Consider the following 18,352-nt stretch of genomic DNA (forward strand, 5'->3'; position numbering starts at 1 on the left):
CAACCCTTTATAAACAAAAAAGCTCCTGAAAATCAGGAGCTTTTTTTTATTACATATTATACAGCCAGGAAGCCGGATTGTTATACGTTGTGTTCTGAAGAATCAGGAACTTCAACACGGTTTTTCCGGTATCTCCATTAGTTCTGATTTTCCCTAATGTTTCTTTTGTTGAAATCTTATCGCCTACACTTACATTTACAGTGCTGAGATTTTGGTATACCGTAAAGAAATCCCCATGCTGGATAAACACCGCTATATTAAGAGGTGATATTTTATAAATCTTGGTCACCACTCCTCCAAAAACCGCTCGGGCTGAAGCACCCGCTTCGGTCGTGATTTCCACACCACTGTTGTGCACTGTCAAAGTCTTGTATATCGGATGCGGCTGATCACCATAAGGCAACGAAACTACTCCTTTTTCTACCGGCCAAGGTAATTTCCCTTTGTTGGCTCTGAAGTTATTAGCAATCAATTGTCCTTCCGGTGTCAATACAATTTTAGCAGAAGTTTCCACAGCGCGTGTGGATTCAGCTGTCGTGGATTTTGGATTTGCTTTAAGCCTGTCTGCTGCCGTTTTTCTGTTGGCTGCGGCTATACTCTCGCGAATTAACTTTTGAATCTGAGCGTCTATTTTCTTGGTCTCTGCCTGCTTTTTCTTAATCTCGGCAATAATTTTACTCTTATCTTTCTTGATTTGATTGGCTATTTTTTCCTGCTCTTGCTTCTCCTTTTCCAAATCCTGTTTCTCCTTTTCATTCTCGGCAATCAGTTTTTCTTTGTCCGATTTTTGAGCCCCAATCTTTATGTTATAATCTTCTAACTGCTTGGTCTTTCCTTTAATTTCTTCGCCTTGCATTTTACGGTAACTCGCATATTGTTTCATGTACTGCGCTCTCTTGTAGGCTTGCAAAAAGTTTTCCGAAGACAACAAAAACATGGCGCGGCTTTGCTCAGAACGGCTTTTATACGACTTTACTATCATCTCCGCATAATCTTTGCGAAGTATATCCAGGTCACGGTTAAGCTGATTAATTTTAAGCTGATTGACATAAATATCATTGCTCAACAATTTGGTTTGCTTCTCCGTGGTTTTAATCAGCTTTTCTTTTAGCCCAATTTTTTCTTTTTGAAGCATCAACTGTGTCACCACCGATTTCTCTTTGGATTTAACCGACTGCAGTTGCTCTTCTTTTTCCTTAATCTCCAATTGAATCTTGGCTTTGCGCTCTTCGAGTTGTTCTTGTGTAGGCACTTGACTCCACGCATGTGTAGCTATACAAAAAAATAAAAAGGTGAGCAGAAATCTTGGCATATGTTCGTTATTTTGGCAAATCTAATTTATAAAAATTCTCTCGTATCCCTCAGGAACACTGTACGGAAATGAAAGTTCCTCGTTAAAAGTAACCGAATTATAATCGATAGAAATCTCCGTTTTTCCTTTCTCCTGAACAGCCTGTATCAAAAGATTAGACGGTAAAACGGCCGTTGTAAAATCCTGAAAATTAGGATAATTTACTTCAAATGTTCTCTCTTTTTCGGCTTGTACAATTTCCTGCTTTTTGAGTAAAAAATGATCCCCGTCGAACCAAAAGGACTTTTCGGTTTTGTTGTCATTGGTTTTCAACTGATACGATTTATCCAATAACAACATGGTGAAACTTTCTTTTGTTAAATCATCTATAGGCTGACCAATCAACAAATTCTGGATTTTATTAAAATCCAAATCCGTTCCCAACCACTGTGTCAATGCCTGATAATCTCCTTCGAAATAGGTGCCGTTTATTTTTTCGTAATACTGTACTCCTTTGGGTGTTATCAAAGCTTTTGCCATGGTAATTCCCAAGAATCGGACACTCACTAAAATTTTCTCGTCTTTCTTGATTTTGATCTCTGCCGAAACACTTTGCGACTGCTTTTCATCTCGGTATTTAGCGCTTGATCTTATGTATAACGTGGAAAAATCACTTTTATTGTTGTAATGATTTTGAATGACTTTTGTTGAAGTCACTTCGTTGGTGTCTGCCACCACATGAGCTGTGACGGGCTTATTTTCCACAAATACAGCCTTAGATTTACACGAAACCATAAAAATCACCAACACGATATAATACCAATTCTTCATTATTTTTTCTGACTCTTTATAAGCTCATTGGCTTTTGTAAAATATTTTTCTTTCTTCTTAACATCACCCAAACCGGTGTACGCTTCTCCGAGTTGGATGTTAAAGTTGATTTCCAAAGCGACATCATCCAGCACAAAATCTATGCCCGATTCAAGAATTGTGGCTGCTTTTTTGAAATTCTTCAGTTGATTGTTGGCCAAACCGGCATAATAATAAAACTGCGGTTGTGTCGGGAACAACTGAGTCAGTTCGTCTGCTTTCTTGGCCAAAGCGTCAAACTGTTGCTTTTCGGTATAGGCCTGAAGCAATAACTGCAGTGCTTCCATATCTTCATTGGCATTTTTCAAATGCATTTCCAAATACTTCACGGCTTTGTCCCAATCGGCTTTGGCATAATAAAACTTCCCTATTTCTTTGGCAACCTGTACTTCTTTGTCATCCGCAAAATAGCCAATGGCTTTGTCTAAATCGGGTTCGTATTTCGGATTGTTTTTGGTAAAAATCAAAAACTCATTCAGCATGCGATGCTTTATCTTTTGGTCTATTTTTTTGCTTGGCAATACGATATTCATCGCTTTTACCGCATTGTCCCCGTCATTGTTGTTCAGATGAAATTTAAACAAACTCACCTGTGCCCAATCCGAAGTAGGAATCGCCAATTCCAGTTTTTTGGCAATCTCCAAGGCTTTCTCTTCCTGATTGCTTTGGGAATACAGGTAAATCAATGCAATGTAATTGGATTCGTCCTGAGGGTATTTTTTGATGCGGTCCAAAAGATTGTTCTTTTCTGCCGATTGGTACCGGGCATCTTTTAATATATCCGCTTTATACAATTCGCGTTTGCTCGTTGTACCGAATTTTTCATTCAGCTCATTAATGAGCTCCAAAGCCTTGTCATACTGCTGGGTATTCATGTACAACGAGGTCAAATCTTCCTTGTAGTCTTCTTTGAACTCCGTTAGTTTTTCTACTATGGGAATGGCTTTGTTGTAATCTTTGGTTTCGTAGCACACATCATACATGCCCACCCAGGCCCAACGGTTTTTGGGATCCATTTGGGTTACTTTTTGGAAGTTATCAAAAGCCTCTTTGTATTTTTTTTGAGCCAGGTAATTTTTGCCCAACTCAAAATACACGATCGGATTATCCGGTTCAATGGCTTTCCCTTTTTCCAAAGCCTCGATGGCCTTGTCGTAGTTCTCGATGCTTTTTTGTTTTATCGCTTCGAAGAAAATATCCTGAAATCCATCGTCCATCACCACTACATCCTTGGGCTCATCCTGAGCCAAAAGAGTATTAGGAATGAAAATCATCCCCAGTAATAAACCATACATTCCAAGCTTTTTCATTTTCTTTATTCTAAAACCGAGTAATCGCCTAAGCTGATGCTTTTAAATTCTCCGTCAAAACTGGCATGGTTACCAATCATGGCATTATCCAGTTTTGCATTTTTAATATGAACATGTGTTTGTACCAAACTGTTTTGGATTTTCGTGTTGGTCAGGTGGGTTCCTTTACCCAGGGACACATTGGGTCCTACTATAGAATTAATCAAAACCACATCTTCCCCTATGTAACACGGTGGGATAATGGTTGAGTTTTCCAAACTCACGCCATAATCAACCAAATGTTCTCCATCGTTGTGCAAAAAGTTCAACATACGGGAGTTGGTCTCTACTGTTACGTCTTTGTTACCACAATCCATCCACGCATCCACTTCACCCGGCACAAATTTCATGCCTTTTGCCATCATTTGCTTAATTCCGTCATTAATTTGGTATTCGCCTCCGTGAATGATGTTGTTGTCTAACACGTGTTGCAACTCATCTCGCAATACGGCCACATCTTTGAAATAATAGATACCGATAACGGCAAGGTCAGATACAAACGTTTTGGGTTTCTCTACCAACTCCACGATTTCATTGGCTTCATTCAAATTAATCACTCCAAAAGCCTCCGGTTGATCTACCTGTTTTACCCAAATAACACTGTCAGCCGTTTGGTCTAAATCAAAATCAGCACGGATCAAGGTATCGGCATAAGCTATCACAGCCGGGCCTGTCAGTGACTCTTTGGCACACATGATGGCATGTCCGGTACCCAATGCTTCGTTTTGATAATATATTCTGCCTTGTGAACCTAATTTTTGGGCAATGGCCAATAAATCTTCTTCTACTTTTTTACCAAAACTTTCATGAATGATAAAGGCAATCTCATCTATCTTTTGATCCAAAACTCCGGCAATATCTTCCACCAATCGGTGTACTATCGGTTTTCCCGCTATGGGAATTAACGGTTTCGGAATGGTTAACGTATGAGGGCGAAGACGCGATCCGCGACCGGCCATAGGAACTATTATTTTCATTTTTTTGTATATTACGATTTGAGTATTAAGTATTAAGATAAAAAATACTCGTTTTCTTTTTACTATTTACTGACCACTGACCACTGCCTCCTACTTCACTCCGGTACTTCCAAATCCTCCTTCCCCGCGTGAGGTTTCTGATAAGGTTGTGACCACATTCCACTCGGCACGTTCGTGTTTGGCAATGACCAATTGGGCTATTCTCTCCCCATTTTCCACCACAAAGTTTTCATGGGATAAATTTACTAAAATCACACCTATTTCCCCACGATAATCGGCATCTACCGTTCCGGGCGAATTCAATACGGTGATCCCTTTTTTGGCAGCCAGTCCGCTTCTGGGACGCACCTGTGCTTCATAGCCTATGGGCAATTCAATGAACAGGCCGGTTTTGATAATGGCTCTGTCTAATGGCTTGAGTGTTATGGGTTCCGACAGGTTGGCGCGCAAATCCATCCCGGCTGAGGCGATGGTTTCGTAATTGGGCAACTCGTGTTGTGATGTATTGATGATATTGATTATCATGATTTTCGTTTTATAATTCTGAGTAAGGTTTCTTTTTCGCTGTGGTAAATGAAATACAAAAAGAGCGCTAACAATACCACTTTGATATAATAATTTTCACGAACGTACGGGATGTAAAACGACACGGCCGAAAACACTATGGTAAGCCCCAGGTAACTGAATATCCGGTTAAAATCATACGGAATCGGGTATTGTTGTTGTCCCATTTTATAGGATATCACCATCATACTGCCATAGGCCGCAATGGTGGCAATGGCTGAACCATAATAACTCATCGTTGGAATCAAAAGCCAATTGAGCACCAAGGTCACCGCGGCACCCACCAAGGAAATGTAGGCTCCTATTTTGGTTTTATCAATCAATTTGTACCAAACCGACAGGTTGGTGTAAATCCCCAGGAAAAAATTAGCCAAAACAATCAGGGGCACCACTTTTATAGCATCCCAATAGACGGCCTTAGGTACCAAAGGCACTTTTAGTAAATCGATGAATGCAATCACAAAAAGACAGATAAACGAACCGAATATCACAAAATACTTGGTGATGGTGGCATAGGTTTGCGGCGCATTTTCGTTGCTGGCATGACTAAAGAAGAACGGTTCGATACCCAAGGTATACGCCGTTCGGAAGAGTACCATAAACATCCCGATTTTATAACAGGCCGAGTACGCTCCAATATCCGAGAGGGGTACATGCATCCAGTCCAACAGGATTTTGTCAAAATGTTCGTTGATGGCAAAAGCAATCCCGGCAAATAAAATAGGCAGACCGTACTGCATCATCTTTTTCCAAAGCGCTTTGTCGAAGTGCCATGTAATACCGGTATAGTTAGGAACCAGCACCAAGAGTGTGGCCAAACTGGCTACTAAATTGGAAATGAAAATATAGCCAATCTGATAGTTTTCGAAGTAGATGGTTTTGAAAAACCCGTCGGGATTTTGGGTGGCCAGCTTGGGCAGAAAAGCCAAAAAGAAGACGTTCAGCAACAAGTTGACCGTAACATTCCCCATCTTAATGACCGAGTATTTTATGGGCTTTCTCTCGGCCCGCAGTTTGGAAAACGGAATGACCGCCAAGGCGTCTAACGTTAATATCCAAATGGTATAGGTGATGTATTCTACACTGATGTCTGCCCAATCCCCTAATGTTCTTCGGAACAGCAATGCCAGTCCCAGAAAACCTAAAGACGACCAAAACAAAGAGATGGTGGCGGTAGAGATGACATTCTTTTTATTGTCTTCCGCATTGTAAAACCGAAAGAAAGCGGTTTCCATACCGTAGGACAGTACCACATTGAAGAAAACCAAATAGGAAAAGATAACCGATACCTGTCCCATTTCGGCTTTATCCTGCAGGTAGTACACGAACAACGGGTTCAGAATAAAACTGATGATTCGGGGAAACACCGTCGCCAGTCCGTAAATGAGGGTTTGCTTAAAAAGATTTTTATAAAGGCTCAATGAGAGTTTGTTTAAGGTATTGAACAAAAATAGCCATTATATTCATTCCAAAAAAAAAGAGCCCACAAATGTTCGCGCTTTTATGAAATTATTTGGATTCCCCACAGGCTTTCAAAGTGGGTTACTGTATCCAAAATCAAATACAATACGGTGGACAAAAAAATCATAGTGCATGATTGTTTTAAAGATGCACGATAATCAAGAACAACATGCTGCATTATTTTCTTCTCCACCAGTATTGCTGAACAAAAAAAACATCGTGCATCTTTTTTTTCTCCACTAATACTAGAAACCATTTTGTCCACCAATAGTGGTTGGCAGTTTCTCCACCAGTATTGGAACTCAAATAAGGGCGCTGACTTCCTCCAGAGCCGGAAGAAAGGGGTACAAGTGCCCGGCGGAACCGTTGGGCTTATTAGGCCAAAAAAAAGAGCGAAACAAGTTCGCTCTTTTTATCAACAGTTGAATTATATAATTATCCATTCAAAGCCTCGGCTCCTCCAACGATCTCTAAGATTTCGTTAGTAATGGCCGCTTGACGGGCTTTGTTGTATGTTAATTTCAATTGGTTTCTCAACTCCGTAGCATTGTCGGTTGCTTTGTGCATGGCCGTCATACGCGCACCGTGTTCGGCAGCAAATGAATCACGGATTGATTTGTACAATTGGGTTTTTAATGACTTCGGAATCAAAGTCATTACAATTTCTTCTTTTGACGGTTCAAAAATGTAATCCCCACCTGAAGTTGCTTCATCTGAAGCTACCGGTGCTAATGGCAAAAACTGTTCTGAGATGACAATTTGAGTCGCTGCATTTTTAAACTGGTTGTACACGATTTCGATTTTGTCGTATTCACCTGAAACAAATTTCTCGGTCAATTCGTCCGCAATCTCAGCCACACTTTCAAAAGACAGGTTGTCAAAAATTTCGTTTCTGTTGGCTACCACCGTATTGGTTTTACGCAATACATCTTGTCCTTTTTTACCAATGGCAAAAATATCCACTTGTTTTCCAGCATAGCCATCAGCCAATTCTTTGGCTTGTTTGATTACGTTTGTATTAAAGGCACCTGCCAAACCTCTGTTGGAAGTAATGGCGACGATTAACACCTTATTGATCTCGCGTTGCGTAGTATACTGTCCGCCGGCATCACCGTCAAGAGTAGCACTCACGTTTTGCAATAATTCCGTTAATTTTTCGGCATAAGGGCGCATGGCTGTGATGGCATCTTGTGCCTTTTTCAACTTTGCAGCAGATACCATTTTCATCGCCGAGGTGATTTGCATCGTAGATGAAACGGAACTGATTCTGTTACGGATTTCCTTTAAGTTTGCCATAGTTAATTTGAAAATTATCCGATTTGAAAATTTGAAAATGGTTTGTCATTCTCAAATTCTCAAATCTTCAAATTGTTTGATTAGTTATATTTCGCTGAAATTTCTTTAGCTGCTTTTTCTAAAACGTCAGTAATGTTATCATCTAACTTACCGGCTTTTAAAGCATTCAAAGTATCTCTGTGTTCGTTGTTCAAGTACTCGATATAATCTTTTTCGAATTCTTTTACTTTATTTACAGGAACGTTTCTCAACAAGTTTTTAGAACCGGCATAGATAATCGCTACCTGATCTTCTACTGTAAACGGATCGTTTACTGCTTGTTTCAAAATTTCTACGTTACGTTTTCCTTTTTCGATTACGTTCAAGGTAGCCGCATCCAAGTCAGAACCGAATTTAGCAAACGCTTCCAATTCACGGAACTGCGCCTGATCTAATTTTAAGGTACCTGATACTTTTTTCATCGATTTGATCTGAGCGTTACCTCCAACACGCGATACCGAGATACCTACGTTAATCGCCGGACGTACCCCTGAGTTGAACAAGTCAGACTCCAAGAAAATCTGTCCGTCAGTAATCGAGATTACGTTGGTTGGGATATACGCAGATACGTCACCCGCTTGTGTTTCAATGATTGGTAAAGCGGTTAATGAACCTCCTCCTTTTACGATTGGACGTAATGATTCCGGTAAGTCGTTCATGTTTTTCGCGATATCGTCATCGGCAATCACTTTACACGCTCTTTCTAATAAACGAGAGTGTAAGTAGAATACGTCTCCAGGGTAAGCCTCACGTCCCGGTGGTCTTCTTAACAACAAAGACACCTCACGGTAAGCCACCGCTTGTTTTGACAAATCATCATAAATGATCAAAGCCGGACGACCTGAGTCACGGAAATACTCTCCGATAGCAGCACCTGCCATTGGAGCATATACCTGCATTGGAGCAGGGTCAGAAGCGTTAGCCGCAACGATTACCGTATACGCCATAGCGCCTTTTTCTTCTAAGGTTTTAGCAATACCCGCAACAGTTGATGCTTTTTGCCCAACAGCTACGTAGATACAGAATACCGGTTGACCGGCATCGTAGAATTCTTTTTGGTTCAAGATGGTATCGATACACACGGTAGTTTTACCTGTCTGACGGTCACCAATTACCAACTCACGTTGTCCTCTACCTACCGGAATCATCGCGTCAATTGACTTGATACCTGTTTGTAATGGCTCGGTTACCGGCTGACGGAAGATAACTCCCGGCGCTTTTCTTTCCAATGGCATTTCGTATAAATCGCCACTGATAGGTCCTTTACCGTCAATTGGCTCTCCCAAAGTATTCACCACACGACCTACAATTCCTTCTCCTACTTTCAAAGAAGCGATACGTTGTGTTCTTTTTACGGTTGAACCTTCTTTGATTCCGGTAGATGGTCCTAAAAGTACCACACCCACATTGTCTTCTTCCAAGTTCAATACGATCGCTTCCAATCCGTTGTCGAATTGTACTAACTCACCGTATTGTGCATTCGATAACCCGTATACACGAGCGATACCGTCACCCACTTGAAGAACCGTTCCTACTTCCTCTAAGGTAGCTCCCGATTGGAATCCTTCTACTTGTTTCTTTAATATTGCTGAAATTTCAGCAGCTTTAATTTCTGCCATTGTTTGTATATTTAATGGTAATTAATTACTAAATTCTCTTTTTAATTCCTGCAGTCTGTTGGCTACAGAAGCATTGTATTGTTTGTCACCAATTCTCAGAATAAATCCTCCGATGATGGCCGGATCCACGATATTCTTGATGGTTATTTTTTTATCTGAAATCGTAGCAACTTTGGCCAATACTTTTGCTTCTAAATCAGCATCCATAGGAATGGCAGTAGTTACTGTAGCTGTTTCCACACCGTTCATTTGGTCAAATAACACATTGAACTGTGCCGCAACAGCAGGCAGGATTTCAAATCTTTTGTTTTCCTGAAGCAATCGGAATAGCGATTGTGTCTCGGTTTGCACAGATGCAAAAACTTCAGTCAGCGCATTCATCTTCAAATCTGAAGCGATGATAGGGCTTGACAAAAATTCATGTAAATCAGCACTGGAAGACACCGCTGAAACGATAGATTTCATATCCTCGTTCACCTGATTGGCTTTTCCGCTGGCCACCGCAGTTTCTAAAATGGCTTTCGCGTATCTAATCGCAGCTCTTGACATACCGATTAATTTAATTTTACGTCACCTAACATTTTCTCTACCAATTTGGTTTGAGCTTCTTTGTTAGATAATTCGTCTTTTAATAATTTTTCTGCGATGTCTAATGACAAGGTTGAAACCTGTGCTTTCAATTCAGCTAAGGCTGCATTTTTCTCGCTTTCGATAGAAGCTTTGGCTTGCTCTATCATTTTCTGACCGGCAACTTGTGCTTCCGTTTTCGCATCGTTGATCATTTTATCTTTGATTTCACGAGCTTCTTTCATCATACTGTCGCGCTCTAAACGGGCATCAGCTAATAATTTCTCATTATCTGATTTCAAGTTTTGCATTTCTTTCTTAGCGTTTTCAGCTGATTGCAATGCATTTTTAATTCCTTCTTCTCTTTCATTTACTGCGTCAAGAATAGGTTTCCATGCAAATTTTTTCAAAAGGAAAATAAGTCCAAGGAACAATACTGTTTGCATGATGAACAAACCTAAAGAAAACTGTCCAAATAATTCTTCCATTATATTATGTCTTAAATTTTAATGATGTTTAATAGTGAAACAAAAGCTACAACCAACCGTTATAGCTTTTGTTTGTTTTTTTAGTTTACTGCGAATAAAGCAGCGAAACCAATACCTTCAATAAGTGCAGCTGCAATAAGCATAGCTGTTTGGATTTTACCAGTAGCTTCTGGTTGACGAGCAATAGCGTCCATTGCTGAACCACCAATTCTACCAATACCAATACCAGCTCCGATTACTACTAATCCTGCTCCAACAATTTTAGGAATTTCCATAATGTATATATTAATTAATTAAACATTCAATTGATTAATGATGAGCTCCTTCGTGGTGCTCTTCATGGTGATGCTCTTCTACTGCTGCTCCAAAATAAAGCGCAGCCAACATCGTGAAAATATACGCCTGTAATAAGGCTACTAAGATTTCCAATAATGACAATACAAAAGCCAGGAAGAACGATAACGGACTTCCGATAGGACTGTTAAATGTGTACATCAAGGCGATCAAACTCATCAATACGATGTGTCCTGCCACCATATTCGCGTACAAACGAATCATTAACGAGAAAGGCTTGATGATAGTTCCCAATAACTCAATAGGAGCCAAAATAAACTTCATTGGAACCGGCACCCCCGGCATCCAGAAGATGTGTCCCCAATAATCTTTCTTAGCTGTAAATGTGGTAATCAAATACGTGATAACCGCCAAAGAAGCCGTAACCGCAAGGTTTCCTGTGATGTTTACTCCCAGTGGTGTTAATCCGAACATATTCAAAAACCAGATAAAGAAGAATATGGTCAATAAAAAGCTCATGTATTTTTTGTAGTGCTTCTCTCCAATGTTTGGAATAGCAATATCATCTCTGATGTAAAGCACGATAGGCTCAAAGAATCTTCCGGCACCTGTAGCAATCGATCCGTTTTTCTGGTACGATTTACCCAAACCTCTGAACAAGAAGAACATCATTACGCCAACGATCATAATCATCAGGATGTTTTTGGTAATTGAAAAGTCCAATGGTTTTACGTTGGTTACATGTCCTTTGGCATCTTCGGTAAAATTACCTTCCGCATCCGTTCTGTAGACCAAACCATTGTGGTGGTTTATTTTGTAGTAGTTTCCGTTTGATTCAGCTACTCCTTCGCCATGTTCAAATTTTGAAGAAGAAAAAATATGAAGTCCGTTGTCATATAAAATAACCGGTAACGGAAAACCAAAATGTTTTTCTCCCTCCTTGCCGTAAGCAAAAAGCGTGAAGTCGTGCGAATCCATCAAGTGATGCTTGATGTGTGCCTTTCTTTCTAAATCTGCTTTTTGTTCTTCAGTTAAATTAGCGTTTTCAGCTTCATGTGATTTTGATTCGTTGTGTTGTGCATGGTCAACCGATTCAACAGGAGCCGGTGGAGTTGTCGCAGCAGCAGTAGAATCCTTATCGGTATTTGCTGAACTAATTAATGGTAGAAACGCCACCAAAGCGGCTATAATGAAATGGAGTGGTTTTTTTGAAATCACCATAACGGATAATTAACTTAAATTAACTTTTTTCAAATTTGGTGCAAAAGTACAATATTAATTAATATTAAAAAGTAATACTTTTAATTTTTTTGAGGGAATTGCCAAATTCAAAACGTTTTATTGCTTATTGTTTAAAATTCTGATGGTTACAACCGTTTCTATTGTCAAAAAGTAAATAAAAACGATGAAGAAATTTATTTTCTCTGTCGGTGTTTTGGGCAGGTTTGTTTCCAATATCGGCAGCAACAAAACATAAGCCACCGCCATCTTAATAAAAGTCAGCAATAAATAGGTAAAACCAACATTGTCAATACTCTTTTCTTTTACCAACATGAGTATGAAAACAATAACGATGGCAAATACCGCAAAGAAGGTATACAGATAACCCACCGTATATATGAAATCGCGCTCAAAAACCTGAGGAACTAAAAAATGAAAAAGGGTTTGATGCACTGCAAATCCGAGTACAGCTGCCAATACTACCCATAAAAGAGAACGGAATTTTTTCAGACTCATTGGTCGTCTTTATTAATGTCTTTCAACTGACGGTTGAGATTGTAAAAGGATAGTGCCACACCCAGCAGCGTTAAAATCTTTACGTAAATCGTATGCGGATTGGGATATTTTTGATCAAGCCACTGCCCCAGATAAGCAAACAAAAAAACAATAACCCCCATTTGGATGGGAATATTGATGAGCGCCAACCACTTATTACGCTGTTTTTTCTTCTGAGGAGGGTTCATTGGCAGGCATGTTTTTTACATGTGGTTTCATAATACAGGAAGCACTGAATTCCGCTCCCGGCTCTACAGAAAGTTTACCACAAACGACTTCGCCTTTGATGTGTGATTTTGACTTTACATTTAAGATTTCCTGTACTTGGATTTTACCTTCAAAAACCCCTTCGATATCGGCATTTTTACAAATGATATCGCCTTTTACACTGCCGGCCGGTCCAATCACAATCTTTCCTTTGGATTGAAAATTTCCAACTAAATGACCGTCTAAACGAAAATCAGCCGGAGAATTAATGTCGCCGGTAATGGTGGTTCCTTCCACAATTCTGTTGGTTTTACCCAACAAGTCAGTATATGATTTCGGACTTTTTTCAAACATGATTTATCCTTTTTTATCCGGTTTTCCCATTTGCGGTGCCGGTGGTAATCCCATTCCTCTTTGGTCTCCTTTAGGAGAAGCAGGCATACCGGGCGCTCCTTTTGTGTCCCCTGCCGCTTTAGAACCTTGTGCCGGTTGCTCTTCTGCGTCTTCTCCTTCAGTAGTATTTTCCGAAGTGGCGGCGGCCGCTTTTTTAGGTTGTTTTGCGTCAGCCGGCTTTTCATAAGTGCCATCCCAATTGGGTTGGGTTGGGTTGTCTGCTAAATTTCCGGCTAAGAAATCACCTAAATTCTTTTTAATCTGAACTATCGTATAATTCTCCGCCGTCATAATGATTGGCGTATCCTGAACTTTGTATTCTTTAAAATCTTTCAATACCGAAGTAATACTTTGCGCCAAGTTTTCGGAAGTAACACCATGAATCACCACAAAATTATCTTCTCTCGTATAGATGTCATAAGACAATGACAATCGTTTTAAGTCACGATCCGCAAGGAACTTTTTAATTTTCTCTACTAATACTTTGGTGTTCTTGTCTTCAAAATCTTTGGTTTGGTATAAAATTTTCCAATTTTTCGAATCGGCTTTTGACAATTGCAAGGCCTGTAGTTTTGGTACATCTACGGTTAACATTTGTTGCGCCTGCTTCCCTTCTTCCGTATTCGGATAGGTGAGTGACACGTAATTAAGCCCTTTGGCAAACGCTTCCAATCCGTCTAATTTGGCTTCTATCTTTGCCTTCAGCAATTCAAACTTCGGAATGATTTCTTCTCCCGTGAAGCGATCAATTGCTTTCTCGGTTGCGGCCAAGACGGTTTTGTATTCTCCGTTTTGGTATTGTTTGTAAATGTTTTGATACGTTGCATTAGGAGAGTCCGCATCTTCAGTTGCTTCGCTCGATGGGTTCCTTAAAATCTCAGCATATCTTGAATCCGGATATTTGGCAATGATTTCAGCCTTCATGGCTTCTGCCTTTTCCTTATTGTCTAAGATTTCGTAAAGTTTATACAAATTGTACATGGACGGCAACACCAATCTTTCTTCGGGTTTGTTTTGCAACAGTCGCTCTAACTTCTCAACCGCCAATTTGTTTTCTTTGAATTTCTCCTTATAGATAAGCCCCAATTGGTAATACGCAAAGTTTCTTTCTTTTGACAAACTATCAATCACTTTTCCTGATGTTGGTAATTGGCTAATGTAAAACTCAGGAGTGAATCTTTCTTCAACCGCATTTTCCTCTCCTTTGTCTCCTTTTTTAACCGGTTCTTTTTCGTCGCTTACCACTTCATTTTCTGTGTCTTCTTTTACTTCTTTATCGCCCTTATTGGCAGAAGAACGCCAATTGTCACTAAGTGTCTTTTTGCCCCATACTTTGGTAAACTCTTTCTTTCCGTAGGCTACCGTAGCGGCATTGTAGAAATAAAAACTACTGGTTCCGTTTGAAGAAGCAATATCCGGCACTTTCATTTGTGGCATAGCATCCTTTTGACTCAATGGATTTTTAAAATCAGCACCGCCCTTTTCTTCATTTCTGTCTTTATTTTTCTGAATCTGTGCTGCTTTATCTGCAACTTTTTTGGCAGTCGCTTCTTTCTTCTTTAGGTCTTCTATGAATTTTTGAAAATAGGCTGTTTTGCCTTCTCCCGTCATTTTGTATAACGAAATAATACTGTCATTCCGTTGTGCTATCCCCTCGTATTTGATGACATCTTCCAGATTTTCTCTTTTCTTTTTAATCAAATTAAACTCTCGGGTTCTCGGTTTTAATTGTACCAAAGTACTGTCATAGTATTTCCCGGCAGTTACATACTTGGCCGAATTGAAATAAATGGCCGCCAAGTTTCTGTAATTTGATGCTATCAAATACGAATCCTGTGATTTCTTTTTCAGCGAAGCGTTGTAGTATTTTTTGGCCTGTCCATAATTTTTGTTGTGATCGTAATACAATCCCAATTGGTGGTTCAACACATCCAAATACGGTCGGTTTTCACGGTCTTCCAATAGGTCTTTCCATTTTTTAAGAAAGGCAATACTGTCTCCTTTTTCATAATCAAACTGACTCGCCTGACGGGCATGCGCATGAATGACGTACTGGCGTGCCGCTTTTCGGTGCATGTCAATCACCGATTGATAGGTGGCATAAGCGCTGTCTTTGTATCCCATCTCTTCATACAACTGGGCCAGAATAAATCGGTAACGCGCTTTTTCCTCATCCGACTTGGTGAAATTAGTCGCGATTTTTATTTTAGCAATGGCGCTGTCTTTTTCTTCTAAGTTCAAATAAGCTTGTGCCAGGGTGGCATTCGCATCAGCAAATATTTGGTCTTTGAATTTGATTTCGCTAAGCAGTTTTCTGAGGTTGTTTACCGCCAAAGCGTCGTTCTCCAAACGCATGTTGGTTTTCTCTCTCCAAATCTTTACTTCGTAAATTTTATTGCTGTTGGGGTATTTGTATAAAACATAATTGAAGGCTTCCAAAGCGGGAACAAAGCGTTGGTCATAATAACGCGCTTTTCCCAACATTAAATGGGCTTCATCCATCTGCGGGTTTTTTTCTGAACCCTGAATATTCATGGAGTGTTTTTGAATGGCTTTGGTGGCTTTGGTCTCCGCGCGCTCAAAATTGGCATTTTTAGCAGCTCCGGGAGTCATCTGATCTTCCTTGATTTGCATTCGTTCCACCGGAAGACGTTCCCAAAAATTATCTTTATTCAAGGCAACAACTTCCTGAACCCCCTTGTCTAAAGCGATACCACCATTATACAAAATATTGTACTTGGTGCTGAGGGCGTGGGTGTTTCGGGAAAGAAAGGTGTTTCTTTTGGTAGAACAGGCTATCAAAAAAACGAATAATCCCGAGAAAATAATATATTTAATGGTACTGGTTTTCAAAGCAAAACGTTTTTATTATAACGTGAAATTGTTACAATTAGTATAACTAACTGGTAAAAATACGTTTCTTTTTGAAATGGCAAAAAATTAGACTGCAAAAAATGCTTCTAATTCCTTCAGGGTTTCCGGAGAAGTCTGTATGTCTTTCACCACCTCTCCCAAATGCAAGGCTACAATTCGATCGCACACCTCAACCGTATGCACCAAATCATGGCTTGAAACTAAGATGGTAACCTCCGGATTTTCGGCCAATTCTTTGATGATTTTCTTTAAGCGGTTTACCGTTGTCGGGTCTAAGTTGGCAAAAGGCTCATCCAAAATCACAACTTCCGGATTCCCTATTAAAGCGGCAATAATGCCCACTTTCTTCATATTCCCTTTAGACAAATCTCTTAAGTACTTTTTGCTGTTCAGAATTTCACCATTGAAAAACTCTTCGTGTTTGGCCAATAAAGCATCCACATCGGCCTTGTTTTGTCCGCGCAAATCCCCAATGAAATAAAAATATTCTTCGGCTGTTAAATAGCCTATCAAAAAGCTCTCATCAATAAAAGCTGCGGTGAACGGTTTCCAGGCTTCACTGCTGTCGACCTGAATTTCATTGTTCTTGATATAACCGGTTGACGGTTGGATTAAGTCCAACAACAAACTGAAAAAAGTGGTCTTTCCGGCTCCGTTATTCCCCACCAAGCCGAAGCTTTGTCCTTTAGGAATTTCAAGGTTGGTAATGTTTAAAACGCGAATTCCGTTCGTATAGGTTTTAGATAAATTGGTTACTTGTATCATCTGGCAGTTGGTATTTTTAAATTTAATTTTTTTGTTTGTAAGCCGCAATGGTGGCGTATTTTTCATTCTTGTAAATCTTCTCAATCAGAGAGAACACTTTATCTTTAAATGCAAATCCTAAAACGCCGGCTAAAGCCACCATCAGACAGCCAATTTCAGGACTGAAAATAAAATAGCCCAATGCGTAAAGCAACATCGGAACCAAAATTTTAGGCACGGCAATGAGTAGATTTTTAAAACTGAAGGCCTGTTTTTGACCAAAGGCTTTGGAAGCAGTCAAATCAATAGCGGTTTTATTGTAAGCCCCTCCAAGCAACACCAAATGGGAGTTTACCCCAATGTTGTAAATGGCTCCGACGACAATCAGCAAATACACTTTCCAGCCAAAATACAAATAGAACGAAGCTATTAAAGTAGAGACAACAGTAGCAATAACCATCAGCCACCATTTAGAACTCAAATATTGGCGGTAGCTGATATTTTGGCTCATCATCAACTGATAATAAGCGCTGTCCCAACTCGGTACAAACTGTCCGAAATTCAATAAAAACCCTCCGGAGACAAAAATCCCTCCAAAAACCTGCATGGCCGGCGTATTATAAACCTCGATAATGTTCGTGAAGAAAAACAACCCGTAAAAAATGAAAACAATACTGGCAATAAGGGTCCCTCTGGGGCGTTTGTTTCTCTTGATGAGCCTGATGTCGTTTTTGAGAAAAGTACCCAAGGTCCCAAACTGGTTCAACCAAGTCAGGTTTTCGGTTTTAGCCTCCTGACTTTTTTTGGCCAAGCCGGTATCGAGATTCAGATTGTTTTTAAAATAACGGAATGTGGCATAATATAAAACAGCGGCCACAATCACCGCAATCAGGAACCCGTAAACGGTACTATACAGCAGTTGGAAAAAAGGTTGGGTATAAACGGTAACATCAAAATACTGGTAATATTGGGCAACGCCTAACCCTACTACCACTAGCAATAACGGATAAAAAACACTGTTTTTATTATTGATTAATACCGTGGTAAAATTGTTGACATATATCAGTGCCCAAATACCCAAAAGCCATAATATTGCTTGAAATCCGTACCCGTTTAACAACAGCACCACCGTAAACGGAATAAAGAAAAAAGCGTGAATCACGTTGAAAAACGAAATAACAGATTTCCCTAAAGTGTAGTGCACTATGGTGTCTCTCTTGATGGGTAAGGTCAACAAAGGCTTGATATTGGTCACCGGCATTTGCTGAAAGAAGTACCGAATCACCAAATCACCAACCAAATAATAAATCAAAAATTTATTGAGTGTTGCCAACGGATCTAAATGATAATCTTCCTTGATTAAAAAAAAGAGGGCGATTCCCATAACGGTAAAAATAGCTATGAAATAAAGCGCCATCAGCCCCATCAGGATTTTGAGTACCAAATTGGTGGCAAAGGAAGCCGAACGGAAAAAGGATTTCCACTCAAGCCAAATAAAATGTTTGAACATAGTTTTTGGTTTAGGTTCTGAAATTAGTTTCTA

At 39.8% G+C, this 18,352-nt stretch carries 18 protein-coding genes; all 18 read right to left on the minus strand.

Annotated elements, in window-relative coordinates:
• Window positions 1-49: 49 nt before the first annotated feature.
• The 18 genes from ACSVH6_RS02030 to ACSVH6_RS02115 all read right to left on the minus strand — a co-directional run bounded on the left by ACSVH6_RS02030 (window position 50) and on the right by ACSVH6_RS02115 (window position 18,319).
• Window positions 50-1,312 carry a murein hydrolase activator EnvC family protein gene (locus ACSVH6_RS02030; protein ID WP_438075046.1) on the minus strand — a complete coding sequence of 421 codons (1,263 nt, stop codon included), beginning with the start codon at window positions 1,310-1,312 and terminating at the stop codon, window positions 50-52.
• Between the two features lie 21 nt (window positions 1,313-1,333).
• Window positions 1,334-2,122: a DUF4292 domain-containing protein gene (locus ACSVH6_RS02035; protein ID WP_438075048.1), complete on the minus strand. Its 789-nt coding sequence runs from the start codon at window positions 2,120-2,122 to the stop codon at window positions 1,334-1,336.
• A complete protein-coding gene (locus ACSVH6_RS02040; RefSeq protein ID WP_438075050.1) occupies window positions 2,122-3,471 on the minus strand; it encodes a tetratricopeptide repeat protein in 1,350 nt (449 codons plus the stop codon). Before ACSVH6_RS02040 ends, ACSVH6_RS02035 begins: the two co-directional genes overlap by 1 nt.
• A 5-nt stretch (window positions 3,472-3,476) precedes the next feature.
• On the minus strand, window positions 3,477-4,487 hold the full coding sequence (locus ACSVH6_RS02045; RefSeq protein ID WP_438075052.1) for a sugar phosphate nucleotidyltransferase: 1,011 nt from the start codon (window positions 4,485-4,487) through the stop codon (window positions 3,477-3,479).
• Window positions 4,488-4,577: 90 nt separating this feature from the next.
• Complete coding sequence (gene dut / locus ACSVH6_RS02050; protein ID WP_438075054.1) at window positions 4,578-5,012, minus strand: dUTP diphosphatase; 435 nt, start codon at window positions 5,010-5,012, stop codon at window positions 4,578-4,580.
• On the minus strand, window positions 5,009-6,472 hold the full coding sequence (locus ACSVH6_RS02055; protein ID WP_438075056.1) for an oligosaccharide flippase family protein: 1,464 nt from the start codon (window positions 6,470-6,472) through the stop codon (window positions 5,009-5,011). Before ACSVH6_RS02055 ends, dut begins: the two co-directional genes overlap by 4 nt.
• A 475-nt stretch (window positions 6,473-6,947) precedes the next feature.
• On the minus strand, window positions 6,948-7,808 hold the full coding sequence (gene atpG, locus ACSVH6_RS02060; protein ID WP_438075058.1) for an ATP synthase F1 subunit gamma: 861 nt from the start codon (window positions 7,806-7,808) through the stop codon (window positions 6,948-6,950).
• Window positions 7,809-7,888: 80 nt separating this feature from the next.
• Complete coding sequence (atpA, locus tag ACSVH6_RS02065; RefSeq protein WP_438075060.1) at window positions 7,889-9,466, minus strand: F0F1 ATP synthase subunit alpha; 1,578 nt, start codon at window positions 9,464-9,466, stop codon at window positions 7,889-7,891.
• Between the two features lie 21 nt (window positions 9,467-9,487).
• Complete coding sequence (gene atpH, locus ACSVH6_RS02070; RefSeq protein ID WP_438075765.1) at window positions 9,488-10,021, minus strand: ATP synthase F1 subunit delta; 534 nt, start codon at window positions 10,019-10,021, stop codon at window positions 9,488-9,490.
• The gene (locus ACSVH6_RS02075; RefSeq protein WP_438075062.1) at window positions 10,021-10,521 is read right to left on the minus strand and encodes a F0F1 ATP synthase subunit B; all 501 of its coding nucleotides are present in this window, start codon (window positions 10,519-10,521) and stop codon (window positions 10,021-10,023) included. The genes atpH and ACSVH6_RS02075 overlap by 1 nt, the downstream gene beginning before the upstream one ends.
• Window positions 10,522-10,601: 80 nt before the next feature.
• A complete protein-coding gene (gene atpE, locus ACSVH6_RS02080; RefSeq protein ID WP_379757645.1) occupies window positions 10,602-10,796 on the minus strand; it encodes an ATP synthase F0 subunit C in 195 nt (64 codons plus the stop codon).
• A gap of 34 nt (window positions 10,797-10,830) precedes the next feature.
• On the minus strand, window positions 10,831-12,036 hold the full coding sequence (atpB, locus tag ACSVH6_RS02085) for a F0F1 ATP synthase subunit A (RefSeq protein WP_438075065.1): 1,206 nt from the start codon (window positions 12,034-12,036) through the stop codon (window positions 10,831-10,833).
• 117 nt (window positions 12,037-12,153) lie between these two features.
• Window positions 12,154-12,552: a hypothetical protein gene (locus tag ACSVH6_RS02090; RefSeq protein WP_438075067.1), complete on the minus strand. Its 399-nt coding sequence runs from the start codon at window positions 12,550-12,552 to the stop codon at window positions 12,154-12,156.
• Window positions 12,549-12,779 carry an AtpZ/AtpI family protein gene (locus ACSVH6_RS02095; protein ID WP_438075069.1) on the minus strand — a complete coding sequence of 77 codons (231 nt, stop codon included), beginning with the start codon at window positions 12,777-12,779 and terminating at the stop codon, window positions 12,549-12,551. Before ACSVH6_RS02095 ends, ACSVH6_RS02090 begins: the two co-directional genes overlap by 4 nt.
• A complete protein-coding gene (locus ACSVH6_RS02100) occupies window positions 12,748-13,152 on the minus strand; it encodes a bactofilin family protein (RefSeq protein ID WP_438075071.1) in 405 nt (134 codons plus the stop codon). Before ACSVH6_RS02100 ends, ACSVH6_RS02095 begins: the two co-directional genes overlap by 32 nt.
• Window positions 13,153-13,155: 3 nt before the next feature.
• Window positions 13,156-16,044 (minus strand): tetratricopeptide repeat protein, encoded by a 2,889-nt coding sequence (locus ACSVH6_RS02105; protein WP_438075073.1) that lies wholly within the window; start codon window positions 16,042-16,044, stop codon window positions 13,156-13,158.
• A gap of 87 nt (window positions 16,045-16,131) precedes the next feature.
• A complete protein-coding gene (locus tag ACSVH6_RS02110; RefSeq protein WP_438075075.1) occupies window positions 16,132-16,830 on the minus strand; it encodes an ABC transporter ATP-binding protein in 699 nt (232 codons plus the stop codon).
• Between the two features lie 22 nt (window positions 16,831-16,852).
• Entirely contained in the window at window positions 16,853-18,319 is a 1,467-nt protein-coding gene (locus tag ACSVH6_RS02115) for a DUF5687 family protein (protein ID WP_438075077.1), read from the minus strand.
• Between the last annotated feature and the right edge of the window lie 33 nt (window positions 18,320-18,352).

Origin of the sequence: Flavobacterium sp. XGLA_31, assembly GCF_051547105.1 — a bacterium.
Classification (GTDB): Bacteria; Bacteroidota; Bacteroidia; order Flavobacteriales; family Flavobacteriaceae; genus Flavobacterium.

Coding starts and splice junctions, on each gene's coding strand:
- ACSVH6_RS02030 (WP_438075046.1), bottom strand. CDS start 1,312: ATGCCAAGATTTCTGCTCACCTTTTTATTTTTTTGTATAGCTACACAT.
- ACSVH6_RS02035 (WP_438075048.1), bottom strand. CDS start 2,122: ATGAAGAATTGGTATTATATCGTGTTGGTGATTTTTATGGTTTCGTGT.
- ACSVH6_RS02040 (WP_438075050.1), bottom strand. CDS start 3,471: ATGAAAAAGCTTGGAATGTATGGTTTATTACTGGGGATGATTTTCATT.
- ACSVH6_RS02045 (WP_438075052.1), bottom strand. CDS start 4,487: ATGAAAATAATAGTTCCTATGGCCGGTCGCGGATCGCGTCTTCGCCCT.
- dut (WP_438075054.1), bottom strand. CDS start 5,012: ATGATAATCAATATCATCAATACATCACAACACGAGTTGCCCAATTAC.
- atpG (WP_438075058.1), bottom strand. CDS start 7,808: ATGGCAAACTTAAAGGAAATCCGTAACAGAATCAGTTCCGTTTCATCT.
- atpA (WP_438075060.1), bottom strand. CDS start 9,466: ATGGCAGAAATTAAAGCTGCTGAAATTTCAGCAATATTAAAGAAACAA.
- ACSVH6_RS02075 (WP_438075062.1), bottom strand. CDS start 10,521: ATGGAAGAATTATTTGGACAGTTTTCTTTAGGTTTGTTCATCATGCAA.
- atpE (WP_379757645.1), bottom strand. CDS start 10,796: ATGGAAATTCCTAAAATTGTTGGAGCAGGATTAGTAGTAATCGGAGCT.
- atpB (WP_438075065.1), bottom strand. CDS start 12,036: ATGGTGATTTCAAAAAAACCACTCCATTTCATTATAGCCGCTTTGGTG.
- ACSVH6_RS02090 (WP_438075067.1), bottom strand. CDS start 12,552: ATGAGTCTGAAAAAATTCCGTTCTCTTTTATGGGTAGTATTGGCAGCT.
- ACSVH6_RS02095 (WP_438075069.1), bottom strand. CDS start 12,779: ATGAACCCTCCTCAGAAGAAAAAACAGCGTAATAAGTGGTTGGCGCTC.
- ACSVH6_RS02100 (WP_438075071.1), bottom strand. CDS start 13,152: ATGTTTGAAAAAAGTCCGAAATCATATACTGACTTGTTGGGTAAAACC.
- ACSVH6_RS02110 (WP_438075075.1), bottom strand. CDS start 16,830: ATGATACAAGTAACCAATTTATCTAAAACCTATACGAACGGAATTCGC.
- ACSVH6_RS02115 (WP_438075077.1), bottom strand. CDS start 18,319: ATGTTCAAACATTTTATTTGGCTTGAGTGGAAATCCTTTTTCCGTTCG.